This is a genomic window from Mesorhizobium sp. M0954 (assembly GCF_040319155.1).
GTDB lineage: Bacteria > Pseudomonadota > Alphaproteobacteria > Rhizobiales > Rhizobiaceae > Mesorhizobium.
The window spans coordinates 435,026-458,785 of sequence record NZ_JAMYNR010000001.1; the positions used below are offsets into that span (position 1 = coordinate 435,026).

Below are 23,760 nucleotides of genomic sequence, written 5' to 3' on the forward strand. Positions count from 1 at the left end.
GGCGATGGACGTTTCCTACCACAAGGGTTTTGGCCGCAACCTCGGCCGCGACATGGAATACAAGCGCTACGGCCATGCCGGCCGACCCGTGGTTGTGTTCCCGACTTCGCAAGGGCGGTTCTACCAGTTCGAGGATTCCGGCGCCGTCTCGGCTCTCGCCGAGTTCGTCGACACCGGTCGCATCCAGTTGTTCACGCTGGACGGCATCGATGCGGAATCCTTCTTCGACCGCCATGCCGAGCCGGCCCATCGCATCGCCCGGCATGAAGCGTATTTCCGCTATGTGCGCGAGGAGGCGCTGCCGGAACTCCTGTCTGTCGCAGCCGAGGCCAATGGCGGGCGTACGCTGAAGCCGCTGTTTTGCGGCTGCTCGATGGGCGGCTACCATTCGTCGAATTTCGTCTTCCGCTTTCCGGAACTGGCCAGCGGCGTCATCGCGCTGTCGGGGGTTTACTCGACCCACGATTTCTTCGGCAATGCGCTCGACGGACAGATTTTCTTCAACTCGCCGCTCGACTACCTGCCGGGTATCGTCGATCCGGGGCTGCTTGGCAGGCTGAAGGCGCTGCGGCTGATCTTCTGCTGCGGGCAGGGTGCCTGGGAGGAACGGATGCTGGCCGATACGCAGGCGCTGGAACAGATCCTGCGTGACAAGTCGATTCCGGCCTGGGTCGACTACTGGGGCGGCGATGCCGCCCATGACTGGCCGTGGTGGCACAAGCAACTGGTCTATTTCTTCGCTCGCTGGCTGGACGACGACCTGATGCACCGGCTGGATTAGGCCACCTGGAGGAAGGAAATGACCACGCCCGATGCCATCCGCCGCTTTGTCGAAGCTACCAACGCCGGCGACACCAAAGCTTTCCTCGAGACGTTCACGCCCGATGCCTTCCTGAGCGACTGGGGCCGGTCCTTCAAGGGCCGCGAGCAGATTGCGCGCTGGAACCAGTCGGACAATATCGGCGTGCAGTCCAAACTTAGCATCATTCGTATCGAACCGGCGGGCGATACCTACAAGGTGCGCATCGCTGTCACAGGCAACGGCTTCAACGGCGAGGGCGACATGGCATTCACCGTGGACGGCAACCGCATCTCCAGCCTGGTGATCAGCTGAAGGATATTTTGAGGGCCCTTTAGGCCACCTCGCCGCCACGGCCGCCGTTGCTCGCGCGGGACTCATTGGCTTGATGCCAAAAACATGACTATGTTTATCATCTTTTAGTGGAAACGCCAGGCCGGCTGTGGCATGCCGCAAAGGCGCCGACGTCCAGGGCGATCTCGAATTCAACGGCATCGAAAGGCTTAGCGATGGAGCAATTGAGTGCGCAAACCCGGATCAGCGGTGCCGCCATCCGGTCGGTGATGGACAGGCTGCGCGCCGAGCATGGCGAATCCGAGATCGATACCGGCCTTGCCGATCATTGGGAATTTCGCACGCATTACGGCTCGTTGAAGGCGACGCTCGGTGACGACAACGTGCTGATCCGCGTCGCGGCCGAGGATGAAGCCTGCCTGTCCTACATGAAGATGGCGGTCGCCGGCCATTTTTCGCAACATCTCGGCACGACCAGGGGCATCGCCTGGCAGGGCGACGGCAGCGATGCCGGCACGCCGGTGTTCTTCCGCGAGATCACGGTGCTGTCCTCGACGCGGATTTCTCCGCATATGCAGCGCGTCCGCTTCACCGGCAACGATCTCGGCCGCTTTGGCCGTGGCGGCCTGCATGTGCGGCTGCTGCTGCCGCCGCGCGGCAGGCTGCCGGTGTGGCCGTCGATGGGCGCCGACGGCCTGATGGTCTGGCCGTCGGGCAAGGACGCGCTCGTCGTGCGGGTCTACACGATCCGGGCACTGGACGCCGCAAGCGGCTGGCTGGATGTCGATTTCGTCCTCCACCCCGGTATGGAGACGCCGGCGGCCGCTTTCGCCGAAAAGGCAGTTGCCGGCGAGATCATCGGCATGATCGGACCGGGCGGAGGCGGCGTGCCCGAGGCGCAAAACCTGCTGCTGCTCGGCGACGACACCGCGCTTCCGGCGATCGGCAGGATCCTGGAGCAGCTTTCGCCGTCAACCCGCGCCGAAGCGTTCATCGAGGTCGATGGTCCCGACGATCGGATGCCGCTGGCCGCGGGCGAGGCCGTTGCCGTCACCTGGTTCTATCGGCATGGGCGCGAGGCCGGTACAGCCAGGCTGTTACCGGCGGTGCTGCAGCAGCGGAGCCGGACCGCGCTTGCCGACAATCTCTATGTCTGGGCCGGATGCGAGTTCGGCGATTTCCGCGAGATCCGCAGGATCGTCCGCAAGGAATGGGGTGTGCCGCGCGACCGGCACCTGGTCACCGCCTACTGGCGCCGCGGGGCGCAAGCGGCGGACGGCAGCGAAGAATAGCGCGCGACGATGCTCCGCGGTCAGCCGCGGTCGGATACGAAGGCGATCGCCGGTGCGGCCAGAAGCGCGACGAGGCCGGCGCCTGCGAAGAACGCGCCATAGCCGAAATACTGCGCGGCGTAGCCGGCCGCGATCCCGCCGGCCATGCTCATCAGTGCGTCCATGCACTGGAACAGCGTGAAGTCGACGCCCGCCTGTCTTGGATCTGACCAGCGCATGAACTGCGCGTAAAGCGCGACGAAACCGAGAGCCATGAAGCCGGACGAGCTGAGCACCGCGATGGCCATCAAAGCGGTGGTCGAGAAGCCACCAAGAAAATCGAAGACCGAAAGGAAGAACAGCGATCCGGCCTGCAGGAAAAGCGCCAGGACGAGCACGTTGCGCGGGCCGAACCATTTGACGAGAGCGCCGCCGGCGAGTGCGGCAGCCAGGCCGACGAACATGCTGCCGACGCCGTTGACAAGTCCGACCATCGAGAGGTCGAGCCCGGCGTCGATCAGGAATGGTCCGAGCATGGCGAGTGCCGCCTTCTGGGCCAGGACATAGATGGCCGACGCTGCCAGGCCGCGCCGAATTTCGGGACGCTTCAACGCGTCGAGGAGGCTGGGAACATGCTCGCGCGTCTCCTCGCGCGCGCGGCCGGCCGCGCCGAGCAGGAAGGGGAGGCCGAGCGGCAGGAGCAGCAAGGCCATCGCCCAAACGGCGATGCGCCAGCCATAAGCGTCGACCAGAAGCAGAAACAGGCCGGCGCCGATGGCCGAGCCGAGATAGGCGCCGCCGACCTGCGCGGCATTGCCCCAACCGTGGTTTTCCCTGGCCAGGCTCTGCACGGCGAAACCATCGCAGGCAATGTCGACCGTCGAGGCGGCGAAGGCGACGATGGTCAGGCAGGCCAGGACCGGCCACCAGGCCTCCGGGCCGAGCGCGCCGACGGCCCACAGCCCGGCGATGGACGCAAGTCCACCGGCGGCGACGATCGTGCCGGTGCGGTTCTTGCCGACCGGCGGCAGCCGATAGCGCTCGACGGCCGGCGCCCATAGAAACTTGAGCGCCCAGGGCAGCGCGATCAGCGAAACCAGGCCGATCCGGTCGAGCGGCAGGCCCTGGTCGCGCATCACCGCCGGCAGCCCCGCCCAGGTGATGCCGCCGATCACACTCTGCGCGACGTAGAGCCCGCCGATCGCCAGGACGATCGCGGCAGGCGTCGATGCCCGGCTGGAAACGGCGATCGACATCAGAAGCGGTAGCGCAGGCTGGCGAACAGCGAGCGGCCCTCGTCGCGGTAGCAATAGCCGGCCGAGCAGATGGGTTTTTGAGTGTCGAACAGGTTCTTGGCGTTGACCTGCAGCTTCACGCCCTCGAGCTTGGGGTTGCGGTAGCCGAAATCGTAGGAGAGCGAGGCGTCGACGAAGGCGCGCGCGTCGTTCTTGAAGGTGTTGGTGTCGTCGCCATAGCTCGAGCCGGCAACGCGAACGCCGCTGCCCAGCCCGAGCCCCTGCAGCGTGCCGTCCTCGAACTGGTACTGCCCCCAGAGCGACAGGATGTGATTTGGCGTCGCCGACAGTTCCTTGCCTGCGGTTCCCGTGGCGCCGCGTTCGATTTTCACGCGCAGATAGGTGTAGGAGGCGAGTATGCTGAGGCCGTTGTCGAGCGAGGCGCTGGCTTCCAGTTCGACGCCGCGCGAGTTCAGGTCGAGCTGGCGCTGCTTGTTGATCCCGGTCGAGGCGTCGAAGACGACGCCATCCTTCTGGTCGATGTCGAACAGAGCGGCGCTGACGGCGGCGTTGTAATCGGCAAACTCGTATTTGACGCCGATTTCCTTTTGCGTCGCGATGGTCGGACGGGCGACGCGACCGATCGGACTGCTGACATCGTCATAGACGAAGCCGATATTGGGCGAGAACGACGTCGAATAGTTGACATAGGGCGTGATGCCCCATTCGGTCTGGTAGGACAGGCCGAGCCGGCCGGAAAGGGCACTGTCGTCCTGCTTGGACCTGGTGAAGTCGGCGGCGGTCGAGGTGGTGTCGGCCCAGTCGTAGCGACCGCTGGCGAACAGGGTGAAATCGTTCCACTCCATCTGGTCATGCAGATAAGCGCCGAGCTGGTTCATCTCCTGCCCGCCAGAGTAAGGAACCGGAGCGGCCTTGATGTCACCGACGGAAACGTAGGAGATACCGCTGCCGGCGTCATAATTCGACCAGGCGTAGTCGATGCCGGCTACCGCCGTATGCCTGACCTGGCCGGTATCGAATTCGAACTGCGCCATGTTGTCGACGACGAAGTTCTTCATGGTCTCGGTGTAGTGACCCCAATAGCGTTTCAGATCCACGCCGTCCGGGTAATGACCGCTATATTCGATGTCGCTGTCGACGGCGCTGTAGCGAAGGTTCTGCCGGACCGTCAGCACGTCGTTGAAACGGTGCTCGAACTCGTAGCCGATGCGGCCCTGGGTCTGGTCGAAGTCGTTCCAGGCGGGATCGCCCTCGTAGAGGTTCGTCAGAGCGCCGCCTGAATTGTAGAAGGCAGCGGTGCCGCCGGTGACGGATTTCGAATATTCGCCGAGGATGGTCAGCTTGGTGTCCTCATCCGGCTTGAAGGTGACTGCCGGCGCCAGATAGATCTTGTCGTCGGGATAACCGGGCAGGTCGGTATCGCTGGTGCGGCCGAGGCTGGTGAAGCGGTAGAGGATGCTGCCGTCGTCGTTCACCGGGCCGGAAGCGTCGAGTGCGGCCTGGAAGCGATTGTGTGCGCCGAGCAGCATTTCGATTTCGCGGAACTGTTCTTCCTTGGGGCGCTTGGTGACCAGATTGACGATGCCGCCCGGACCGCTGATGCCGTAAAGCGAGGAGGCCGGACCCTTCAGGATGGTGACGCCCTCGATGCCGTAGGGCTCGGTCTTGAACCAGGCCGAGGGGCCGTTGTACTGGCGCAGCCCGTCGCGGAACATGCCGTTGTAAAAGGCCTGGAAGCCGCGCAGGAAGAAGGCGTCGTAGCGGGTGTCGAAGCCGAAGCTGTTGGGATTGGCGCTTGCGACATAGCCGAGGGATTCGTTCAGCGTGCGTGGCTTCTGGTCCTCGATCTGCTTTTGCGTCACAACCGAAACGGCTTGCGGAATCTTGACCATCGGCGTATCGGTCTTGGTGCCGATGCGGTCCTTCTGGGCGACATAGCCGTCCTGCACGAGGATCTCGTCGCTCTCGGCATCGACCTCGATCTTGTTGAGAACCGTGACGCCGCCCTGATCCTGGGCGTGAGCCGGCCCGGACAGGCCGAGCAGGGCAACGCTGCCCGGCAGTGATAACCCCAGGAGCCATGTCATCGTCCGTTTCCGCATCAACTCGTCTCCACTCTTCCGTACATTGACGGAAGGGGCTCTCAAATCTGAGTATTTGAGTCAAGTTATTTTTTGAGCTCGTGCGGGTGCTGGCCCGATACGGTCGGCGACAGCAAAGTGCGACCGGTTTCAGGAAAACCAGCTGCCAATCAGGGAGAGGCGAGCTGCTATGGTTTGAGGCTTCTCGCCACCAGCCGCGCCACGCTTGGGCCGACCAGAAGCACGATCAGGAAGCGTGCCGATTGCAGCGCCATGACGAAGGAGATGTCGACATGCTGTGCGGCGGCGGCGATGATGGCGACGCTGTCCATGCCGCCGGGGCTGGTTGCCAGATAGGCGGTCAGCGGATTGATGCCGAGCAGGCGGCTGATCAGGAAGGCGAGGCCGCCGCAAAAGACGATCAGGGCAATGATCGAGCCGACGATCTGCGGCAGCGCGCGGGCCGCGTGGCGCAGAATGGCCCTGGTGAAATTCAGGCCGATGCTCCAGCCGATCATCGTATAGCTCAAGGCAAGCAGCCAGGGCGGCAACTGCATGGTCACGCCGAGCCCGAGATGGATCACGGTGCCGAAAATGAAGGTGCCGAGGAATAACGGCGACGGCAGCCGGAAAAGCTTTCCGGCGAGGCCGCCAACCAGCGCCACGCCGAATGTTGCGGCCAAGCCTTGCGGGTCGATCGGCGGAAACCAGACGATGCCCGGCACCTCGATGCCCGAGGTGTCGACCCAGAGCTTGGCCACCAGGGCTGCCGTCATCGAGACGCAGATGACGCGCAGATACAGCATAAAGGCGACGAGGCGCTGGTCGGCGCCGAAGGCACCGGCCATCAGCACCATGGCGGTGGCGGCGCCCGGCGACGAGCCCCAGACCGCGGTGGTGCCGGGCAGGATGCGCCAGCGGCTGATCAGCCAGCCGAGCAGGCTGGATGCCGCGACCGTCGCCATCACGACGCCAAGGAACAGCGGCCATTCCCTGTAGAAGACGGGAAAGATATCGGCCGAGATGGAACTGGCGACCAGGCAGCCGACGACCGCCTGGGCTGAGCCGAACAGAACCCGCGGCACACGCACCGTGGCGCCGTTGGTGCCGGCAGCTATGGCCGCCAGCATCGGTCCGATCAAGAGCGCGGCGGGCAGGGCGGCGAGCTCCAGCGCGCCGGCAAACAGCACCGAGACCACCACCAGGACGGGCCACTGCCAGGCCTTGTGGATCCGCGCCAGGTGCTCGATGGCCGGCGGGTTCGGGGAAGAATCCATAGATGGGCTCTTAGACCGGTCGCGAAAAAATGCGAACCCTTTTTGCGCGGAAAAGGGCTTGGGTGGTAATGGCACCAACCATCCGCAGCGATCCTTCGCGCCCCCCTCTGGCCTGCCGGCCTCTCCCTCTAGTGGGGAGATTGGATGTCACGTCGGCCTTCGCCAATCTCCAAAAAAGAGCGCTGTCGGCGAAGCTGCCAATCTCCCCACTTGAGGGGGAGATGGCCGGCAGGCCAGAGGGGGCGCTGTCCCATAGGCCTCTCCCTCTATCCCGCCTTCACCGCCGGCAACCCGAACCCGCCAACAGGATGCGTCTCCACCTGGAACTCGAAGCCGGCGATGATCGGCCGTGCCTTGGCGATTGCCGCCTGGACTTCGGGCAGCTGCAGCGAAGCCTTGTGGCTTTCGGCGTCGGTCCACACTTCGGTCACCCAGATCGCGTCGGCATCGGCCGGGTCGGTGGCGATGATGTAGTTCAGGCAGCCGGGCATGGCGCCGGTGCTGGCGAGCAGGATATCCATCATTGCGTCACGCTGGCCGCGCATCGCCCGCATCTTGCCGATCAGTCCGTACATTCGCTTTGCTCCGTTGAGATGACGCAACCAGGAGTATGCAGTTCGCCGTCTACGGCATCAACTGCCCGCCATTCACCTCGATCACCTGGCCGGTGATGTAGCCGCTCAACAGATCGGAGGAGAGGAACAGATAGGCGCCAACGCAGTCCTCGGCGGTGCCGGCGCGGCCCTGCGGGATGGTGGCGATCATGCCCTTCATCTGGTCGTCGGTCGAGTAGCGCTCGTGGAAAGGTGTCGCGATCGTGCCGGGCGCCACCGCGTTGACGCGGATGTTGAACCCGATCAGCTCCTTGGCCATGCCGCGCGTGACGTTGGAGACGAAGGCCTTGGCCGAGCCGTAAAGGCCGGCGCCGCCACCGGCGCCGTTGCGCGCGGCGATCGAGGAGGTGTTGACGATGAAGCCACCCTGCCGCTTCAGCCATGGGATTGCCTTGCGCGAAGCTGTCAGCACGGAACGCGCGTTGAGGTCCATCACCGCGTCGTAATGCGCCTCGGTCTGCTCGGCATAGGCCACGCGGCCGAGCATGCCGCCGGCATTGTTGACGAGGCCGTCGAGCCGGCCGAAATGTTGCGCACTGTCCTCGACGACGCGCTCGACATCGGCGGGGATCGAGAAATCGCCCTGGGCGAGGAACACGTCGCCGCCGCCGTTGCGAATGGTCGCGGCCAGGTTTTCGGCAGCCGCGCGGCTCGAATTGTAATGCAGCGCGACGCGGCATTTCTGCGCGGCATAGGCAAGTGCAAGCGCCGCGCCGATGCCGGTCGAGGCGCCGGTGACCAGGACCGCCTTTCCGGCAAGGTCGGGGATGACCAGAGAGGGGCTGACAAGGGTGGTGGTGGCTGGCACGTCTATTCCTCCGGGGACTCTGCCTGCTCTTCGTAAGCCTTCGCAGTCCTCGCGTTCAAGTCCGTAAAAGTCTAGAGCGGTTCACCGTTTCACGGAAACGGCGAACCGCTCCCTCTTTGTCTTGACGCAATTCCGGACGGAAAACCGTTTCACGCTTTTCCTGGAATTGCCCTATGGCCTGAGATAGGCGTAGCCCTGGCGTTGCAATTCGGCGAGCTTGACGACGCCGCCCCTGTCGGCTGCATGGAAGCCGTCGAGCAGGTCGGCCAGGCCGATATCCATGCCGTGCATGGTGTTGGCGCAGGCGTGCGGGCTGAGCCCATCCTGGACAAGGCCGGCGAACCGCCCGGAAATGGCGGCCGATATGCCCTTCGACTTGAAGGCGGCAAGTGCCGGGCCGTGCACGACAAGCGCGATGTCGACCTTGCCGTCGGTGCCTTCGAAGTGGTTCTTGATGTTGCCGAGCACGAAATTGACCTTGTCGAGATCGCTGAGGTGATAGGCGACCTTTTGCCTTTCCTCTTCGACGGCCTTGACTTCAATGGCTACCGCCTTGGTGGGGCGCAGCCCGAAAAGCCCGGCGGCCCCGGCAAGACCGACGCGGAAAATATCGCGGCGTCGCATGGCTTTATCTCCATTTATCCGGCCGGCGCAAATTGCGTGGCCTCGGCCTCGATCCTAGCATAAATTGAAGCGACGTCTTGTCGGGGCAGGGGGAGCCAGCATGATATCAAGGATCGTGATGGGCGCCGGAGTTGGGGTTGCCTTGCTTGCTGCCGTCGCCGGCTCTGCTTTCGCCGATGACAGGCTCAAACTCACCGAGCTCAGCCCCGACGGCAAGGACGCCTGCTTCGGCCGCGTCTATGACGCCGCGCATCTCAAGTCGCATCCGCAGCAGAAGGTGACGCGCATCTTCTTCTATTACGGCCGCGATCCGGTCAGCCGGCCGAACGAGGAGCCAAGCACCGGCGTCGATTCCTCCTACAATGGCTTCATGGCGACGACGGTGCGCGGCGCCAAGGCGCCTGAATGGCTTGGAGGCTGGTGCAGTCATGAGTCGGAGGACGGCAAGACCGGCCCGATCCGTTGCGGCATGGACTGCGACCGCACCATGGCTTCGCTGAAGGTCGACGACAAAGGCCGGCTGATCGTCTCGGACGTGCAGCCCGACCTCTATCTCGACGCCGGCTCGGAAGACGAGCTCGGCAAGGCGGAGTACGAAAGGCAGGCGCTGGGCAAGGACGATACCGGCTTCAGGCTCGACCCGATGCCGGCCGCCACCTGCAAGGCGGAGTTCGCGCGCATCGACCCGATCGACCCGGCACTTGGCCCGCCATTGCGCGAGCGGCTGAAGCCGGACCAGCCCTTCTGCTACGGACGCGACTACGACGCCGGGCATCTCGGCTCGCATCCCGACCAGCTGACCCAGTCGATCAGGGTTTTCCGCGGAGCGGTCGAGCTGGCGTCTTTCGCCAAGGAGGGCGATCCGGCCAATTGGCCAAGCGGCGCCGATATCGCCGTTTCGGTTACCACGCGGCAGAAATCGGCCAAGGTCACGCAGGTCTATAATTGTCAGGGCGAGGGCGACCAGTGGCGCTGCGCGGCGAGCGCGAAGACGGGTGCTGCGTCCTGTGACATCGCGCAAAGGGAGGTCTTCCTTCGCCGCGGCGCCAACGGCACGATGATGCTGGCCAACCCGAACAGCGGCCTGCCGATCATCGATCTGTGCTCGAAAGTGGCGGAAGGCGACACCAGCTCCGACGACAAGGTCTACCGGCTGGAGCCGATGCCGCAGGCTGCCTGCGGGCTGTAGCAGTTCAGAGACGCGATGCCGGCGGGACAGAGGGGGTGCTGTCCCGCCGACCTCAAGGTTTTGGATGGCGGCGTCCCGCTATCGCCTCACGCGAACGGCACGGCTGTCGTGCCTTTGGGCAGTTTCGCTTCGTCGTCGGGTTCGACATGGATGATGACCCGCACGGAAGGGATTTCGGCCTGCAGCGCGTCCTCGATGCGGTCGCAGATGACGTGGCTGGCGCCGACCGACATGTCGGCGTCGACGACCAGGTGGAACTCGATGAAGGTGGCGCGGCCGGCGATGCGCGTCTTCAGGTCGTGGACCTCGAGCGCGCCCTTGCAATTGGCCGAGATGATGTCGCGTATGCGGATATGTTCCTGGGTGTCGACGGCGCGGTCCATCAGCCCGTTCATCGACGAGCCGATGACGTGCCAGCCCTGCCACAGGATGTTCAGCGCCACGATTACCGCAAGAGCCGGATCGAGAACCTGCCAGCCGGTCAGCACGGCGCCGACCAGGCCGATGAACACACCGAGCGAGGTCGCCACGTCGGTCATGATGTGCCTGCCGTCGGCAACGAGAGCCGGCGATTTTTCGCTTCGGCCGGTGCGGATCAGCGTCAAGGCCCAGACGGCGTTGATGACCGTTGCGACGCCATTGACGGCAAGGCCGGTCCATGGCTTTTCCAGCAGGGCGGGATGCTGCCAGGACCACCAGACCTCGTTGAGGATCAGCAAGGCGGCAAGCACGATCAGCACGCCTTCGAGGACGGCCGAGAAATACTCGGCCTTGTGGTGACCGAACGGATGGTCCTGGTCGGCTGGCTTGTAGCTGACCTGGATCGCCCAATAGGCGGCGGCAGAGGCAATGACGTTGACGATCGATTCCAGCGCGTCCGAATAAAGCGCGACCGAACCGGTGACGTACCAGGCCACCAGCTTCAGGCCGAGCACGACGCAGGCGACGACGATCGACCAGAAGGCGAGGCTGGCGACCTTCTGCCTGGCGGCGGCTTTGATTTCCGCCGCGGTCACTGGGGAAAAGATCCCAACACTGAGCCCTCGAATTAAGCGGCCTTTTCCTTGGCCTTGCGCGGCAGGTGCGCGACGATGTTCTCGATGATGCGCATGCCGGCATTGTGGCCGAGCGTCATGATCGACTCCGGGTGGAACTGCACTGCGGCGATCGGCTCCTTGCGGTGCTCGAAGGCCATGATGATGCCGTCCTCGGTCTCGGCGGTGACGACAAAACCATCGGGCAGCCGCACCGGATCTGCAAAGATCGAATGATAGCGGCCGACCGTCACCTCCTTGGGCAGGCCGGAGAAGATGATGCCCGGCTTCGACACGCGGATGCGCGACGGCTTGCCATGCATCGGGATGTGCAGTTGGCGCAGCTCGCCGCCATAGGCCTCGGCCAGCGCCTGCAGCCCGAGGCAGACGCCGAAGATCGGCAGGTCGCGCGCACGGGCCCGCTTGATGGTGGCGGCGCAGTCGAAGTCCTTCGGCGTGCCGGGGCCGGGCGAGAGCACGACCAGGTTTGGCTTCAGCCGGTCGAAGATCTCGTCCGGCACTGGTGTGCGCACCGTCGAGACATTGGCGCCGGTCTGGCGGAAATAGTTGGCGAGCGTATGGACGAAGGAGTCCTCGTGGTCGACCAGCAGGATGTTGACGCCGTCGCCGACACGCGCGGTGCTGCGTTCGGTGCTGGCGGCATTGCCTGATTTGGCGTCGCGGATGGCGGAGAGCATGGCGGATGCCTTCAGTTCGGTTTCGGCTTCTTCTTCCTCGGGAATGCTGTCGAAGAGCAGCGTGGCGCCGGCGCGCACCTCGGCGATGCCGTCCTTGATGCGAATGGTGCGAAGCGTCAGGCCGGTGTTCATGTCACCGTTGAAATTGACCATGCCGATCGCCCCGCCATACCAGGCGCGCGGGCTCTTCTCGTTCTGCTCGATGAAGCGCATGGCCCATAATTTCGGCGCGCCGGTGACGGTGACCGCCCAGGCATGCGACAGAAAGGCGTCGAAGGCGTCCATGCCTTCGCGCAGCCGCCCCTCGATGTGGTCGACGGTGTGGATCAGGCGGGAGTACATTTCGATCTGGCGGCGGCCGATGACGCGCACCGAGCCCGGCTCACAGACCCTCGACTTGTCGTTGCGGTCGACGTCCGAGCACATGGTGAGTTCGGATTCGTCCTTCTTCGAATTGAGCAGCTTCAGGATCTGCTCGCTGTCGGAGATGGCGTCGTCACCGCGCTTGATGGTACCGGAGATCGGGCAGGTCTCGACGCGGCGGCCGTTGACGCGCACGAACATTTCCGGCGAGGCGCCGATCAGATATTCGCCCTCGCCGAGATTGATGAAGAAGGAATAGGGCGAAGGGTTGATGCTCTTCAGCTTGCGGGAAATCTCGGAGGGCTGGGTTTCGCAGCGTTCGTAGAACATCTGCCCCGGCACCACTTCGAACAGGTCGCCGCGCTCGAAGCTCTTCATCGCCTTGCGCACCAGCTTGGCATATTCGCCGGGCTCGTGGTCGCCGCGCGGCGGGATGCGGTCGGCGGTCCTGAACGGCTCGACGATTTCGTCGCGCGGCAGGCCTTCGGTCGAGAAGCCATCGCCGGAATAGTCGTAGCGGTCGGTCCAGGCCTTGGTCGAATAGTGGTCGACGACGAGGATCTCGTCGGGCAGGAACAGCACGAGATCGCGCTGGCTTGGCTTGCGCTCGAGCTTGTAGTCGACCGGATCGAACTGGAAGGCGAGGTCATAGCCGAAGGCGCCATAGAGGCCGAGATTGGCGTCTTCCTCGGTCTTGAACAAAGCCGTGATGGCGCGCAGCACGGTGAAGACGGAGGGTACGCGGCTGCGTTCCTCCTCGGTGAAGACACGGCCGGGCTTGGCGACCTCGAGGCGGATGAGTTTCTGCGTTGTCTCCGCGATCGTTACGTCGTCAAGACCGGCAAGCGCCTTGCCGATCACCGGCAAAAGCACCTGGCCACGGCTGTTCAAGGCCTCGATGCGCATGGCGCGGCCGTGTGCCGAGATCACCAGCGGCGGATCGATGATGGCGGTGTCCCAGCGCGTATAGCGGCCGGGATATTCGTAATTCGAGGAAAACACGGCGCCGCGGCGCGAATTCAGGCCATCGACATAGCCGTCGATCGCCCCCTCGTAAGGCCGGTCATGGCGCTGGCGGGTAATCGCCACGCCACCCGCCGTGACGAAGCGCTCGGCGCCATTCTCCAGAATTTTCGTCGTCATTGCCGTCTCCATCAGCGTCTTTGGGGCAACGGACCCGGGAATGGCTTGAAAAAACAAATGGCCGCCCGGACATTCCGCTGCGGCCACCCTCTATTGTCACGCGAACGCGTTCGAACAGGCCGCTGTCAGCGAGCCCACCACCAAATGGTCTTGATCGAGCGCATGTTCATGGCGAAATCCATAGCCGCGAAAAGCGGTATGCGCAACAGGTTTGAAAGTCTGTGGGGTGGCTGCCGCTTTCGCAACCCAGCACATGGCCAAGACCGGCAGTCCTGCCTAGACTCTGTGTTGCCCTGGCGCATGTGCCGCCGCGCCAGAGGCTTGCCGAACTCGGCGTCGCCCGCGTGAGCCATGGTCCGGTGCCGTACCGGCAGATGGCCGAATGGCTGGAGGCCAGGGCGCGACAGGCGATTTCGGGGTAGCCTGGCGGGGTGCGTCAGTCCTCCAGCGTTCCCGACCTTGCATCGGCGCTCGTCCCGTCGCCGACCAGCTTCAAGAGGTCTTCGCCGGCGCGGATGATGCGGCGGGAACGCCGCGTCAGGATGAGGCCCGCCTGCGGCGCCAACACTTCCGTGCGGCCGTCGGGATCGCCGGGCGCGTGGACGATGGTGGCAAGGCGCGCACCCTTGGTGACGCGGTCGCCCGGCTTCACGTCGTAGAGGATCGCGCCCGAGCGGGGCGCCGGCATCATCTCGATGTTTTCGAGCGGCGCGACGAGCCCAACGAAGCTGCCAGGCGCGCGCAGCGCCTGGTCCTGGATTACGCCGCGCGCCACCAGCAGCCGATAGAGCCCTTCGGCATCGGCGCCGGCGAGGGCGCCGTCGACATCGAGTATGCCGCGATATTCGACGGTGGTGGCGACGCGCCGGTGGAGGCGCGCCACGTCGGCCGGGACATTCTGATACGGCATGATCGAAGCGCCTTCGAAGGTGCCGTCGGGGTCTTCGTCCCACAGCATCACCGCATCGACGCCCATGGCCGCTGCACAATCCGCCATGGCCGGCCACAGGCTGGTGTGGACGTAGAGATAGGCGAGGCCTTCATCGTCGCAATGCAGGTCGAGCACGATGTCGTGGCCAATGGAGAGCTGCAGCAGCCGCGTCTTCAGCCGCTGGTCGACCGTGCCGTGCGCCGGCAGCAGCGTGAGGTCGGGCGCGGCGAGCCGCGGAAAGCCACGGTTGAAATTGGTGCGCGTGCCCAGATGAAAGCGGCCCTGATGGTCGCCGTAGAGATATTGCGCGCGGCCGATCGGATTGGCCCAGGGCACGATGGTCATGTTGCCGGTGATGCGGCCTTCGGCTTCCGCCTTGCTGAGCATCGGCATCAGCGTGTCGATGGCGACGACACCCGGCAATTCGCCGGCATGAAGTGCCGCCTGCAGATAGGCGGAAGGCGCCGTCTTGTCCGTTCCGGCGAAGCGGAAAACGGGGAATTCGTAGGAAACGCCTTCGCTGTCGCCGGCGACGCGTTCGATGGACTTCTGCATGGGATGCCTCCGGGAGAAGAGGCGGAACACATGCCCTTTTGCCGCTGGGCTGTCGATTGGTCCAGTCGCTGCCGCTATGGGCGCACGATTCTACCCGGCCGTTACACCAGCGGCTTGAGTTCCTGGGCGATGGTCGGCAGAAGCTCCGAGACGTTCGGGTGGATGTGCACGGCGCGCGCCAGCGTGCTGACCGGCGCCTTGGCATACATCAGGTCGAGCACGCAGTGCACCGCCTCGTCGCCGCCCGGGCCGAGCACCGAACAACCGAGGATCTCCTTGGTGTCGGCATCGACCAGGATCTTCATGAAGCCTTGCGTCTCACCTTTTTCGACGGCACGGCTGACGCGGGTCATTGGCCGCTGGCCGACCAGGGCGCGGCGGCCGGATTTCCTTACCGCGGCTTCGGTCATGCCGCAGCGGCCGAGTGGTGGGTCGATATAGAGCGCATAGGCCTCGATGCGGTCGCTGACCTTGCGCGGATCGTTGTCGAGCAGGTTGGCGGCGACGATCTCGTAATCGTTGTACGAGGTGTGGGTGAAGGCGCCCTTGCCGTTGCAGTCGCCCATTGCCCAGATGCCGGGCACGCTGGTGCGCAACTGGTCGTCGACGACGATGAAGCCGCGTTTGTCGACCTCGACGCCGGCTTTGTCGAGGCCGAGATCGTCGGTGTTTGGCGTGCGGCCGAGCGCCAGCAGCACATGCGAGCCGACCGCAGCCGCCTTGCCTGGCGAGAAGGTCACGGCGATTTCGTTGCCTCGCCTGGCGAAGCGGATGTCGTCGGCGCCGAGATGGACGGCAATGGCTTCGTTTTCGAGGATCGACAAAATGGCGTCCGAGACATCCTCGTCCTCGCGACCGATCAGGCGCGGGCTTTTTTCGATGACCGTGACTTCGGAACCGAAGCGGCGGAACATCTGCGCGAATTCGAGCGAGACATAGCTGCCGCCGACAACGATGAGATGGCGCGGCAGCACGTCGAGATCCATCATCGAGGAATTGGTCAGGTAAGAAATGCCGTCGATGCCAGGCAGGTCGGGCACCGAGGCGCGCCCGCCGGTGTTGAGGAATATCTTTTCGGCGCTCAGCAGATCGTCGCCGACGCGCACCGTGTTGGCGCTTACGAAGCGCGCATGGCCGCGATAGAGCGTGCATTTGTCCATGCCGGCAATCCAGTCTTCGAGATTGCCGCGGGCGCCGTTGGAGACCTTGTCCTTGCGCGCCTTGATCGCCTTGTAGTTTACGCCGACGGGACCGGACAGCGTCACCCCGTAATCCGCGGCCGAGCGGGCGAGATGCGCGGCATAGGCGCTTGCCACCATCGTTTTGGTCGGCGTGCAGCCGGTGTTGACGCAAGTGCCGCCGACCAGCTTTCGCTCGATCAGCGCCACGCTCATGCCGGCCGCATTCAGCCGGCCGGCGAGCGGTGGGCCGGCCTGCCCGGCACCGACGATGATGGCGTCGAATGTCTTTGCCGTCATGCCGCCGCCGCCGCGATCAGAAGCCCGCCGACGATCGCCACCGCGTCCTCGATGAAGGCGGCCGGCGGGTCCTTGCCGAAGGCGGCGGCCAGGCGTTTACGCGCCTCGGCGCCGCCCAGCGTGCCGATCACCGCGCCGATGGCGCCGGCGATCAGGCCGCCGATGGTGGCGCCGCCGGTCGCGCCGATCACCGCGCCGGTGAAAGCGCCCAAGACGATGCGCGTGCCGAATTGCTGCGGCACCTTGCGGCTCGGCGCCGAGGGCAGCTGGTCGGTGACCAGTTCGGCGATGGCCAGGATGGTGAAGATGCCGACGGCGATCCAGTGGCCCATGAAGCTCGCCCAGGTGTCCGCGACCGGCAACCAGCCAAGCCAGGCGCCCCAGGCGACGGCGGCGGGCGCGGTCATGGCGCGAAGCCCGGCAACGATGCCAATCAGGAGTGCAAAAATGTACAGCATGATTGATCCCCTCGATGGCCGGCTTGGGACAGGTCCGAGAGAGCAAGCTACCATAGGTCCGGTATTTGACCAGAGGTGGTGTCGCCGCCGGCGCTTCCGCATTTGCAGCACTTGTGCTTTGGCAAAGATTGAGACTGGAGTTGCGGCCATGGCCGAAAGCGAACGCACGAAAATGGCGGCGGGCGAGTGGTATTGCTGCCTCGATCCGGAACTGGAGGCGTTGCGCATCACGGCGCGAGACGCGGTGTTCGAGCACAACAGCCTGCCGCCCCGGCAGCGTCGCGACATCGGGCCTGGATTGCGGACGCTGCTCGGCGCTGCGGGCGAGGGCGCCCGGATCGAGGCGCAGTTCCACTGCGCCTATGGCTTCAACATCTTTCTCGGCGACCGCGTTTTTCTCAATGCCGGCTGCACCATTCTCGATACGGCGCCAGTGCGCATCGGCAAGGGAACGCTGCTCGGCCCCAATGTGCAGATCTATTGTGCCGAGCACCACAAGGAGGCTGCCGGGCGACGGGCAGGGCTGGAGATCGCCAAGCCGGTCGAGATCGGCGACAATGCCTGGATCGGCGGCAGTGCCGTCATCCTCGGCGGAGTCAGGATCGGCGATGGCGCCGTCGTCGGCGCCGGTGCTGTGGTGACGCGCGACGTCGCGGCGAACACCACGGTGGTCGGCAATCCGGCACGGGTAATCAGCAACAACTGAGCACCGTGCTTCTGTCGCCGGTCACGTCCTCGTTCTGATGGACATGGGGGCGGCTATGTCACTTGGCCGGAGGTGGATGCAACCGTGTGTCGAGCGCAAACGCCTCCTGGGTCTTCATGGCGTATGCCCCTCTGGCGAGGCTCGCGTCGAAGATCAGGTTCCAGCTATGCTGCGATACGGCGCTCGGAATCACAACGAACCGGTGCCGTTGCAGAAGATCGTCGCCAAACGCCTGTTGCCCGGAGCTCGGAATGCCCGGGCGCAACCAGTTGGGGTTGGGCACGGCGGCGGGGTCGACGATATGCACATCCGCGACATCGCTGACGATTGCTGCCGTCATGACATGCGCAATCGTGTCGAGCGCCCTGAAGCCCTTATGGACCGCAACCTCGAGGATCGCAGTCGACGGATCGATCGAGCAGTAGACGGCGCGCACGCCCTTGCTGTTCCAGCGTCCGCCCACCCTGTATGCGCCCTCGCCACTATCCCATGTAGGCGCAAACGCGGCTTGATCGAGGCGCCATCCGATGAGGTCGGAGCCACCAAGCGCCGCCGGCAGCGGCGTCATGCATAAACGCCATATTCAAGCCGTTCCAGATAGTCTTCTACAAGCTCGATCCCCGCCGGCGTCGCCAGAAGGTCGATTGGACGACGCTGGTCGAGCCCAATCGCCGGGCGCTCCAGCCATTGCTCTGCCTCCGCCTGCGAACCGAACACGTCGGTCGCTTTCGACAGGATCTCCGCGAACTTCCAGGTTCGTCCGCTCTGGTCCTGACTGAGAGGCTTGGACGGAGCATCCTTGCGGCGCTGGTAGGTGCGCAGGCTCATGCCGACGGCCTTCTCCAGCGAATCGGTCTTCTGGATGAAGACGAGTTGCCCGATAAGATGGTCCAGCGCTGAAGCCGGCAGGCCGTGCAGAAGCAACTCGTGGGCATCCAAAGCGCTGCTGAGGCGCCTTGCCAGAATGCGGCTGCCGCCTAGCAATTTCGCCACCTTCTGAAGTTCATTGTTTTTTGCTGCTGGCGCAGCCTTTTCCAATGCCCTCGCCACGGCGAGCCCTCTTCGCGTCATCTGTCGCTTTAATATGTGACAGATGACGCAGAGCCTTTCAAGCACGACAGGATCGAGAGCAGGGCAATCGCTTCGAGAGAAAAGATAGCCTACTCGGGCCAGATGGCAGTCCAAGGTCGGCACTGAAGCGATTGCCCTGGAATCGAGCGCGAGCCGAATTTCACCTCGGCATGTGCGCCACGCGCTCCTCCTGAGCACTCCTCGAGAATTCGCGCCGGTACTGCGCCGGCGAGGTTCTGAGGCGCGCTGCGAAATGCTGGCGCAGCGAGGTAGCGCTGCCGAAGCCGGCCTCGAACGCAACCGTGTCCATCGATTTTTCCGTTGCTTCCAGCAGCCGTTGCGCCAGCTGGACGCGCTGGTCGGTCAGCCAGTCACCGAAACTGGTGCCGATCGTTTTCTGGAAACGGCGCGTGAACGTCCGGCGGGTGAGGCCGGCGTGACCGGCAACGCTGTCCAAACTGTGCGGCCCACCCAGGGTTTTGCGCACCGCTTCGAGAGCCTGGGTGAAGCGGTCCGCATTGCCGGTCCTGGCGATGGGACGTTCGATGAATTGCGCCTGCCCGCCCTGCCTGTGCGGAGAAAGCACGATCTGCCGGGCAAGGCGAAGCGCCGCCTCCGCGCCGTAACGAGCCCGTACGACGTGCAGGCAGCAGTCGAGCCCGGCGGCGACGCCGGCGGATGTCACGACATCGCCATTGTCGATGTAGAGCACTTCCGGTTCGACGAGAATGTCGGGATAGAGTTCCTGCAGCTGATCCGCGTAGGCCCAGTGCGTCGCCGCTCGCCGCCCCGAAAGCAGTCCGGTCGCCGCAACAGCGAACGTTCCCAAGCACAGTCCGACGATCAGCGCGCCGCGCTCGTGCGCGCCAAGCAACGCGTCGATCAATGCGGCTGGAGGCGAGCTCCCGAGATCCTTCCAGCTTGGCACGATGACGATGTCGGCGTCATTGAGCGCGGAAAGCCCGTGCGGGACGCTGATGGTCAGCCCGGCATCGGTGCGGATCGGCCCGTCCTCAATCGCGCAGACCCGGAAGTCGAAGCGCGGCAGGCCGAGCTCCGTGCGATCAGCGCCGAACACGAGACACGGCACGGAGAGATGAAACGGGCTGATGCCATCGAAGGCGATGGCGGCAACGGCAGGATCGGTCATGGGAGCTCCAGCAACGGGTGAGGCCGATTGTCCCAATTCTTTCGAATAATGTCAATCGGACACTTTTTGCAATCCGGTGCCGAGCTTATCGTCCACCCATCAATGTCCAACGGGAAAGGAAAACCCCATGTCGCAACCAGCCAAAGGCAAAGCTCCGCGCCGCGCCCTCATCGTCATCGATGTTCAAAACGACTATGATGGCGGCAACCTCGCCATCCAGCATCCGCCCTTCCGCGACAGCGTCGTCAATGTCGCGCGAGCGATGGACGCGGCCACCGAGGCAGGCGTCAAGGTGGTGGTCATCAAACAGTTGGCGCCGGAAACCTCACCGGTCTTCGCCAAGGGCAGCCATGGCGCCGAGTTGCACCCGGAAATCGCCAGGCGAGACCGCGACCACTACATCGAAAAGAACTTGCCCAGCGCCTTCACCGGCACGGACCTCGAGGAGTGGCTGCGCGCCAACTCTATCGATACGATCACAGTCATCGGCTACATGACTCACAATTGCGACCTGTCGACGGTCATCCACGCCGTGCATACGGGCTTCGAGGTCGAGTTCCTGTCGGACGCAACGGGGTCGTTGCCGTACGCCAACAGCGCCGGTTACGCTTCGGGGGAGGAAATCCATCGCGTCGTGACGATCATCCTGCAGTCGCGCTTCGCGGCCGTTCTCAAAACCGCCGAGTGGATCGATTGCCTGAAGACCGGCGTGGTACCCCAGCACGACACACCCTATGCCTCCAACCAGCGCGCGCTGGCGCGAAGCGCGGCGTAGGAGACTGTCGCGAACAGGCAGAAGGACGCCGCAGCGTTGCGGCGCCCTTTGCCGTTCAAGCGTTGATTATCCCTAAAACAGGCCTTCGATCTGGCCCATTTCGTTCAGGAAAATCTTTTCCGAGGATGGCGCTTTGGGCAGGCCGGGCATGGTCATCACCTCGCCGCAGATGATGACGACGAAGCCGGCGCCGGCAGACAGCCTGACCTCGCGCACCGGCACGGTGTGGCCGGTCGGCGCGCCGCGCAGATTCGGATCGGTGGAGAAGGAATATTGCGTCTTGGCCATGCAGACCGGCAAATGACCGTAGCCGGCGTGCTCCCAGGCGTGGAGCTGGTCGCGCACCGATTTGTCGGCGATCGCTTCGGAACCGCGATAGATGCGCTGGACGATGGTGTTGATCTTCTCGAACAGCGGCATGGCGTCGGGATACAGCGGGGCAAATTGCGACGCGCCGGATTCGGCCAACGCCACGACTCTTTTGGCCAGTTCCTCGATACCGGCCGATCCCTGGGCCCAGTGCTTGCACAGGATCGCCTCTTCGCCCATCGAGGCGACGTAGTCCTTCATCGCCTGGATCTCGGCCTCTGTGTCGGAGTAGAAATGGTTGATGGCGACCACAGCCGGCACACCGAACTGGCGGATGTTCTCGATGTGGCGGCCGAGATTCGCACATCCCTTCTTGACCGCCTCGACGTTCTCCTTGCCGAGGTCCTCCTTCTTGACGCCGCCATTCATCTTCATGGCGCGAACCGTGGCGACGATGACCGCCGCGGCGGGCCTCAGGCCGGCCTTGCGGCATTTGATGTCGAAGAACTTTTCGGCACCGAGATCGGCGCCGAAACCGGCTTCGGTGACGACGTAGTCGGCAAGCTTCAGCGCCGTCGTCGTGGCAACGACTGAGTTGCAGCCATGCGCGATGTTGGCGAAGGGGCCGCCATGGACGAAAGCCGGGTTGTTCTCCAGCGTCTGCACGAGATTGGGCTGCATGGCGTCCTTCAAGAGTACGGCCATCGCACCGTCGGCCTTGAGGTCGCGCGCATAGACGGCCGACTTGTCGCGGCGATAGGCGACGATGATGTCGCCGAGGCGCCTTTCCAGGTCCTTCAGGTCGGTCGACAGGCACAGGATGGCCATGACTTCCGAGGCGACTGTGATGTCGAAACCGGCCTCGCGCGGGAAACCGTTGGCGACGCCGCCGAGCGAACAGATGATCTCGCGCAGCGACCGGTCGTTCATGTCCATGACGCGGCGCCAGACGACGCGGCGGGTATCGATGCCGAGCTCGTTGCCCCAGTAGATGTGGTTGTCGATCAGCGCCGACAGCAGATTATGGGCGGTGGTGATGGCGTGGAAATCGCCGGTGAAGTGGAGGTTCATGTCCTCCATCGGCACAACCTGCGCGTAGCCACCGCCGGCGGCACCGCCCTTGACGCCGAAATTCGGTCCGAGTGAAGCCTCACGGATGCAGACGATGGCCTTCTTGCCGATGCGGTTGAGGCCATCGCCCAAGCCCACCGTCGTCGTCGTCTTGCCTTCGCCGGCCGGTGTCGGGTTGATGGCGGTGACGAGGATCAGCTTGCCATCCTTGTTGCCCTTCACCGACTTGATGAACTCGGCCGAGATCTTCGCCTTGTCGTGGCCGTAGGGCAGAAGATGTTCGCTCGGAATGCCGATCTTCTGGCCGATCTCCTGGATCTGCTTCTTCCTGGCGCCGCGCGCGATCTCGATGTCGGACTTCACTTCGGCCATGGACGACTTCCCTCTGAATTGGACGGATTTGACTAGTGTGGTCGCAAGAATAGCCCGGCATTGCAGGCGCGGGCATGTTCTACCCCTGTCGCTGCCGCGGCGTCAACTTTCATGCAACTATGTTTCCTACGAAGAAAATGCCTCTGCGGCCGGCTGCCCTGCCACAGGTTCTTTTCGCGCCGGTTGCCGCGCCGTATAGAAGCCAGAGCAGGCGCGGTTCCGCCGTCTCAAAACAGCCGCGTAATACGCGAAAAGCGACAGAAGCAACGGCGCAAATTCACCAGCGCCGGCTGTGCGGGACGATCCGCTACTGCGTCAGCACGTTGCTGATCTCGACCATGTTCGAGCGCACCCTGAGTATGTAAAAACCCATCGTCGTCAGATGTGTCGGCAACAGCCAGCCGTCCTCGCGGCCATTGGCGATGATGAAGGGCTGGATGCGCAGTGCCGAGACGAACTGCGCGTCCATCGTATCCCACAGGTTCTGCAGGTGCTTTTCCTTGATGACGTCCTCGAAGTCGGCCTGTGCGCCCTTCATCAGCCCGTAATAGGCATAGAGCTGGCCATAGGCGAACCAGAAGCGGTCGTCGGCGCGAGTGTCGAACCAGCCATTATTGTGGTTTTCGGCACGCTCCTTGAGGATCGCCGAGGTCGAACCGATGTCGGACGAGATGCGGTCGATATACTGCTTGAGATTGTCAGCGCGGGCATCGAACGTCGCCTGGCAGGCTGCGAGGCGGGCGTTGAAGGAACGCAGCTTGCGCACCGCGTCGCGATAGTAGCTCGGCGTCGGCGTCTTGGGGCCGAACGGGTTCAAGCCGAAATACCAGGTTTCCTCGTCGAACTGCAGATTGCCGCGGGCATCCTGCAGGTCGGCGTCGATCTGCGAGGTGGTGCGGACGCGGCCGAGATTATCGGCAAGCTCGGTCGCCGTGCGCCGCACCGCCTGGTTGATGCCGCGCTGGAACGAAGCCTTGTTGTCCATGAACGGCGTGTGATCCCAGTCGATGCCGAACAGGCCGAGCTTGTAAAGAATCATCGACGACACCCAGGCATTCTGGTTGACGTTGAAGTCGGTCAGGTCGGCCGCAACCTGGGCAATGGCTGAATTTCCGCAGGTCTTGGCCGTGTCGGTGCCGGCGCCGGCGGAAACCTGTTCACCGGCGGAGCTGTTGCGTTTTTCGAACGTGTATTTGTCGACGTAATTCGGGTCGAAATTGTTCCACCACTGGGTGGCGTAGAAGAAGTTGACATAGAGACCGATCAGCACGAGCACAGCCAGGCCGAGCACCGCCTTCAGGATCCAGCCGCGTTGCGTGTACCAGCGCCCCGCCCACAGGAACGGCCACAGGATCGCGCCGATGAGCAGGCCGATGCCGCGGCCAATCCACTGGAAAATCCGGGTGAAGAAACTCACGATCGGATCAAGCATG

At 64.0% G+C, this 23,760-nt stretch carries 22 protein-coding genes; 6 read left to right on the forward strand and 16 right to left on the reverse strand.

Annotation, left to right across the window (positions count from 1 at the left end):
- The first annotated feature begins 4 nt into the window (after positions 1 to 4).
- The 3 genes from NKH93_RS02080 to NKH93_RS02090 all read left to right on the forward strand — a co-directional run bounded on the left by NKH93_RS02080 (position 5) and on the right by NKH93_RS02090 (position 2,385).
- On the forward strand, positions 5 to 781 hold the full coding sequence (locus NKH93_RS02080; protein WP_352770870.1) for an esterase family protein: 777 nt from the start codon (positions 5 to 7) through the stop codon (positions 779 to 781).
- Positions 782 to 799: 18 nt separating this feature from the next.
- A complete protein-coding gene (locus tag NKH93_RS02085; protein WP_352770872.1) occupies positions 800 to 1,114 on the forward strand; it encodes a nuclear transport factor 2 family protein in 315 nt (104 codons plus the stop codon).
- A 194-nt stretch (positions 1,115 to 1,308) separates the two neighbouring features.
- On the forward strand, positions 1,309 to 2,385 hold the full coding sequence (locus NKH93_RS02090; RefSeq protein WP_352918119.1) for a siderophore-interacting protein: 1,077 nt from the start codon (positions 1,309 to 1,311) through the stop codon (positions 2,383 to 2,385).
- A 20-nt stretch (positions 2,386 to 2,405) separates the two neighbouring features.
- On the opposite strand, the gene NKH93_RS02095 is transcribed toward NKH93_RS02090, so the two are convergent.
- The 6 genes from NKH93_RS02095 to NKH93_RS02120 form a co-directional block, all read right to left on the reverse strand.
- Complete coding sequence (locus NKH93_RS02095; RefSeq protein WP_352918117.1) at positions 2,406 to 3,620, reverse strand: MFS transporter; 1,215 nt, start codon at positions 3,618 to 3,620, stop codon at positions 2,406 to 2,408.
- Positions 3,620 to 5,707, reverse strand: coding sequence for a TonB-dependent siderophore receptor (locus NKH93_RS02100; RefSeq protein ID WP_352918115.1), 2,088 nt, complete (start codon positions 5,705 to 5,707; stop codon positions 3,620 to 3,622). The genes NKH93_RS02095 and NKH93_RS02100 overlap by 1 nt, the downstream gene beginning before the upstream one ends.
- 182 nt (positions 5,708 to 5,889) lie before the next feature.
- Positions 5,890 to 6,978, reverse strand: a complete 1,089-nt coding sequence (locus NKH93_RS02105) for an AbrB family transcriptional regulator (protein ID WP_352918113.1) — start codon at positions 6,976 to 6,978, stop codon at positions 5,890 to 5,892.
- A gap of 266 nt (positions 6,979 to 7,244) precedes the next feature.
- The gene (locus tag NKH93_RS02110; RefSeq protein ID WP_352450553.1) at positions 7,245 to 7,553 is read right to left on the reverse strand and encodes a putative quinol monooxygenase; all 309 of its coding nucleotides are present in this window, start codon (positions 7,551 to 7,553) and stop codon (positions 7,245 to 7,247) included.
- A gap of 49 nt (positions 7,554 to 7,602) precedes the next feature.
- A complete protein-coding gene (locus NKH93_RS02115) occupies positions 7,603 to 8,400 on the reverse strand; it encodes an SDR family NAD(P)-dependent oxidoreductase (RefSeq protein WP_352450552.1) in 798 nt (265 codons plus the stop codon).
- A gap of 171 nt (positions 8,401 to 8,571) precedes the next feature.
- On the reverse strand, positions 8,572 to 9,024 hold the full coding sequence (locus tag NKH93_RS02120) for a DsrE family protein (RefSeq protein WP_352770880.1): 453 nt from the start codon (positions 9,022 to 9,024) through the stop codon (positions 8,572 to 8,574).
- 100 nt (positions 9,025 to 9,124) lie between these two features.
- Between NKH93_RS02120 and NKH93_RS02125 the strand changes: the two genes are divergently transcribed.
- Positions 9,125 to 10,213, forward strand: a complete 1,089-nt coding sequence (locus NKH93_RS02125) for a hypothetical protein (RefSeq protein ID WP_352918111.1) — start codon at positions 9,125 to 9,127, stop codon at positions 10,211 to 10,213.
- An 86-nt stretch (positions 10,214 to 10,299) separates the two neighbouring features.
- Here NKH93_RS02125 and NKH93_RS02130 read toward each other — a convergent pair whose 3' ends face one another.
- The 5 genes from NKH93_RS02130 to NKH93_RS02150 all read right to left on the reverse strand — a co-directional run bounded on the left by NKH93_RS02130 (position 10,300) and on the right by NKH93_RS02150 (position 16,873).
- Positions 10,300 to 11,229, reverse strand: a complete 930-nt coding sequence (locus tag NKH93_RS02130; protein WP_502896420.1) for a cation diffusion facilitator family transporter — start codon at positions 11,227 to 11,229, stop codon at positions 10,300 to 10,302.
- A 32-nt stretch (positions 11,230 to 11,261) separates the two neighbouring features.
- The gene (locus NKH93_RS02135) at positions 11,262 to 13,451 is read right to left on the reverse strand and encodes an anthranilate synthase (protein WP_352540981.1); all 2,190 of its coding nucleotides are present in this window, start codon (positions 13,449 to 13,451) and stop codon (positions 11,262 to 11,264) included.
- 436 nt (positions 13,452 to 13,887) lie between these two features.
- Positions 13,888 to 14,937, reverse strand: coding sequence for a M14 family metallopeptidase (locus NKH93_RS02140; protein ID WP_352918109.1), 1,050 nt, complete (start codon positions 14,935 to 14,937; stop codon positions 13,888 to 13,890).
- Between the two features lie 101 nt (positions 14,938 to 15,038).
- Positions 15,039 to 16,415, reverse strand: a complete 1,377-nt coding sequence (locus tag NKH93_RS02145) for an FAD-containing oxidoreductase (RefSeq protein WP_352743322.1) — start codon at positions 16,413 to 16,415, stop codon at positions 15,039 to 15,041.
- Positions 16,412 to 16,873: a DUF4126 domain-containing protein gene (locus NKH93_RS02150; RefSeq protein WP_352450545.1), complete on the reverse strand. Its 462-nt coding sequence runs from the start codon at positions 16,871 to 16,873 to the stop codon at positions 16,412 to 16,414. The genes NKH93_RS02145 and NKH93_RS02150 overlap by 4 nt, the downstream gene beginning before the upstream one ends.
- Positions 16,874 to 17,021: 148 nt before the next feature.
- Between NKH93_RS02150 and NKH93_RS02155 the strand changes: the two genes are divergently transcribed.
- Complete coding sequence (locus NKH93_RS02155) at positions 17,022 to 17,579, forward strand: sugar O-acetyltransferase (protein ID WP_352918108.1); 558 nt, start codon at positions 17,022 to 17,024, stop codon at positions 17,577 to 17,579.
- 58 nt (positions 17,580 to 17,637) lie between these two features.
- On the opposite strand, the gene NKH93_RS02160 is transcribed toward NKH93_RS02155, so the two are convergent.
- The 3 genes from NKH93_RS02160 to NKH93_RS02170 all read right to left on the reverse strand — a co-directional run bounded on the left by NKH93_RS02160 (position 17,638) and on the right by NKH93_RS02170 (position 19,800).
- Positions 17,638 to 18,147 carry an RES family NAD+ phosphorylase gene (locus NKH93_RS02160; RefSeq protein ID WP_352466798.1) on the reverse strand — a complete coding sequence of 170 codons (510 nt, stop codon included), beginning with the start codon at positions 18,145 to 18,147 and terminating at the stop codon, positions 17,638 to 17,640.
- A complete protein-coding gene (gene parS, locus NKH93_RS02165) occupies positions 18,144 to 18,650 on the reverse strand; it encodes a type II RES/Xre toxin-antitoxin system antitoxin (protein WP_352918107.1) in 507 nt (168 codons plus the stop codon). The genes NKH93_RS02160 and parS overlap by 4 nt, the downstream gene beginning before the upstream one ends.
- Before the next feature lie 160 nt (positions 18,651 to 18,810).
- Positions 18,811 to 19,800 carry a helix-turn-helix domain-containing protein gene (locus NKH93_RS02170; protein WP_352918106.1) on the reverse strand — a complete coding sequence of 330 codons (990 nt, stop codon included), beginning with the start codon at positions 19,798 to 19,800 and terminating at the stop codon, positions 18,811 to 18,813.
- Positions 19,801 to 19,927: 127 nt separating this feature from the next.
- Between NKH93_RS02170 and NKH93_RS02175 the strand changes: the two genes are divergently transcribed.
- Positions 19,928 to 20,575, forward strand: coding sequence for a cysteine hydrolase family protein (locus tag NKH93_RS02175; RefSeq protein ID WP_352918105.1), 648 nt, complete (start codon positions 19,928 to 19,930; stop codon positions 20,573 to 20,575).
- A 72-nt stretch (positions 20,576 to 20,647) separates the two neighbouring features.
- On the opposite strand, the gene NKH93_RS02180 is transcribed toward NKH93_RS02175, so the two are convergent.
- Positions 20,648 to 22,327: a formate--tetrahydrofolate ligase gene (locus NKH93_RS02180; RefSeq protein WP_352772531.1), complete on the reverse strand. Its 1,680-nt coding sequence runs from the start codon at positions 22,325 to 22,327 to the stop codon at positions 20,648 to 20,650.
- Positions 22,328 to 22,634: 307 nt separating this feature from the next.
- Positions 22,635 to 23,759, reverse strand: coding sequence for a DUF2333 family protein (locus NKH93_RS02185; protein WP_352450540.1), 1,125 nt, complete (start codon positions 23,757 to 23,759; stop codon positions 22,635 to 22,637).
- Position 23,760: the final 1 nt, after the last annotated feature.

Excerpts from the sequence above, each read along its gene's own strand:
- NKH93_RS02100 (WP_352918115.1), bottom strand. The coding sequence starts at position 5,707 with ATGACATGGCTCCTGGGGTTATCACTGCCGGGCAGCGTTGCCCTGCTC.
- NKH93_RS02175 (WP_352918105.1), top strand. The coding sequence starts at position 19,928 with ATGTCGCAACCAGCCAAAGGCAAAGCTCCGCGCCGCGCCCTCATCGTC.
- NKH93_RS02170 (WP_352918106.1), bottom strand. The coding sequence starts at position 19,800 with ATGACCGATCCTGCCGTTGCCGCCATCGCCTTCGATGGCATCAGCCCG.
- NKH93_RS02110 (WP_352450553.1), bottom strand. The coding sequence starts at position 7,553 with ATGTACGGACTGATCGGCAAGATGCGGGCGATGCGCGGCCAGCGTGAC.
- NKH93_RS02105 (WP_352918113.1), bottom strand. The coding sequence starts at position 6,978 with ATGGATTCTTCCCCGAACCCGCCGGCCATCGAGCACCTGGCGCGGATC.
- NKH93_RS02160 (WP_352466798.1), bottom strand. The coding sequence starts at position 18,147 with ATGACGCCGCTGCCGGCGGCGCTTGGTGGCTCCGACCTCATCGGATGG.
- NKH93_RS02090 (WP_352918119.1), top strand. The coding sequence starts at position 1,309 with ATGGAGCAATTGAGTGCGCAAACCCGGATCAGCGGTGCCGCCATCCGG.
- NKH93_RS02155 (WP_352918108.1), top strand. The coding sequence starts at position 17,022 with ATGGCCGAAAGCGAACGCACGAAAATGGCGGCGGGCGAGTGGTATTGC.
- parS (WP_352918107.1), bottom strand. The coding sequence starts at position 18,650 with ATGACGCGAAGAGGGCTCGCCGTGGCGAGGGCATTGGAAAAGGCTGCG.
- NKH93_RS02140 (WP_352918109.1), bottom strand. The coding sequence starts at position 14,937 with ATGCAGAAGTCCATCGAACGCGTCGCCGGCGACAGCGAAGGCGTTTCC.
- NKH93_RS02145 (WP_352743322.1), bottom strand. The coding sequence starts at position 16,415 with ATGACGGCAAAGACATTCGACGCCATCATCGTCGGTGCCGGGCAGGCC.
- NKH93_RS02135 (WP_352540981.1), bottom strand. The coding sequence starts at position 13,451 with ATGACGACGAAAATTCTGGAGAATGGCGCCGAGCGCTTCGTCACGGCG.
- NKH93_RS02185 (WP_352450540.1), bottom strand. The coding sequence starts at position 23,759 with ATGCTTGATCCGATCGTGAGTTTCTTCACCCGGATTTTCCAGTGGATT.
- NKH93_RS02080 (WP_352770870.1), top strand. The coding sequence starts at position 5 with ATGGACGTTTCCTACCACAAGGGTTTTGGCCGCAACCTCGGCCGCGAC.
- NKH93_RS02085 (WP_352770872.1), top strand. The coding sequence starts at position 800 with ATGACCACGCCCGATGCCATCCGCCGCTTTGTCGAAGCTACCAACGCC.
- NKH93_RS02125 (WP_352918111.1), top strand. The coding sequence starts at position 9,125 with ATGATATCAAGGATCGTGATGGGCGCCGGAGTTGGGGTTGCCTTGCTT.
- NKH93_RS02150 (WP_352450545.1), bottom strand. The coding sequence starts at position 16,873 with ATGCTGTACATTTTTGCACTCCTGATTGGCATCGTTGCCGGGCTTCGC.
- NKH93_RS02095 (WP_352918117.1), bottom strand. The coding sequence starts at position 3,620 with ATGTCGATCGCCGTTTCCAGCCGGGCATCGACGCCTGCCGCGATCGTC.
- NKH93_RS02120 (WP_352770880.1), bottom strand. The coding sequence starts at position 9,024 with ATGCGACGCCGCGATATTTTCCGCGTCGGTCTTGCCGGGGCCGCCGGG.
- NKH93_RS02180 (WP_352772531.1), bottom strand. The coding sequence starts at position 22,327 with ATGGCCGAAGTGAAGTCCGACATCGAGATCGCGCGCGGCGCCAGGAAG.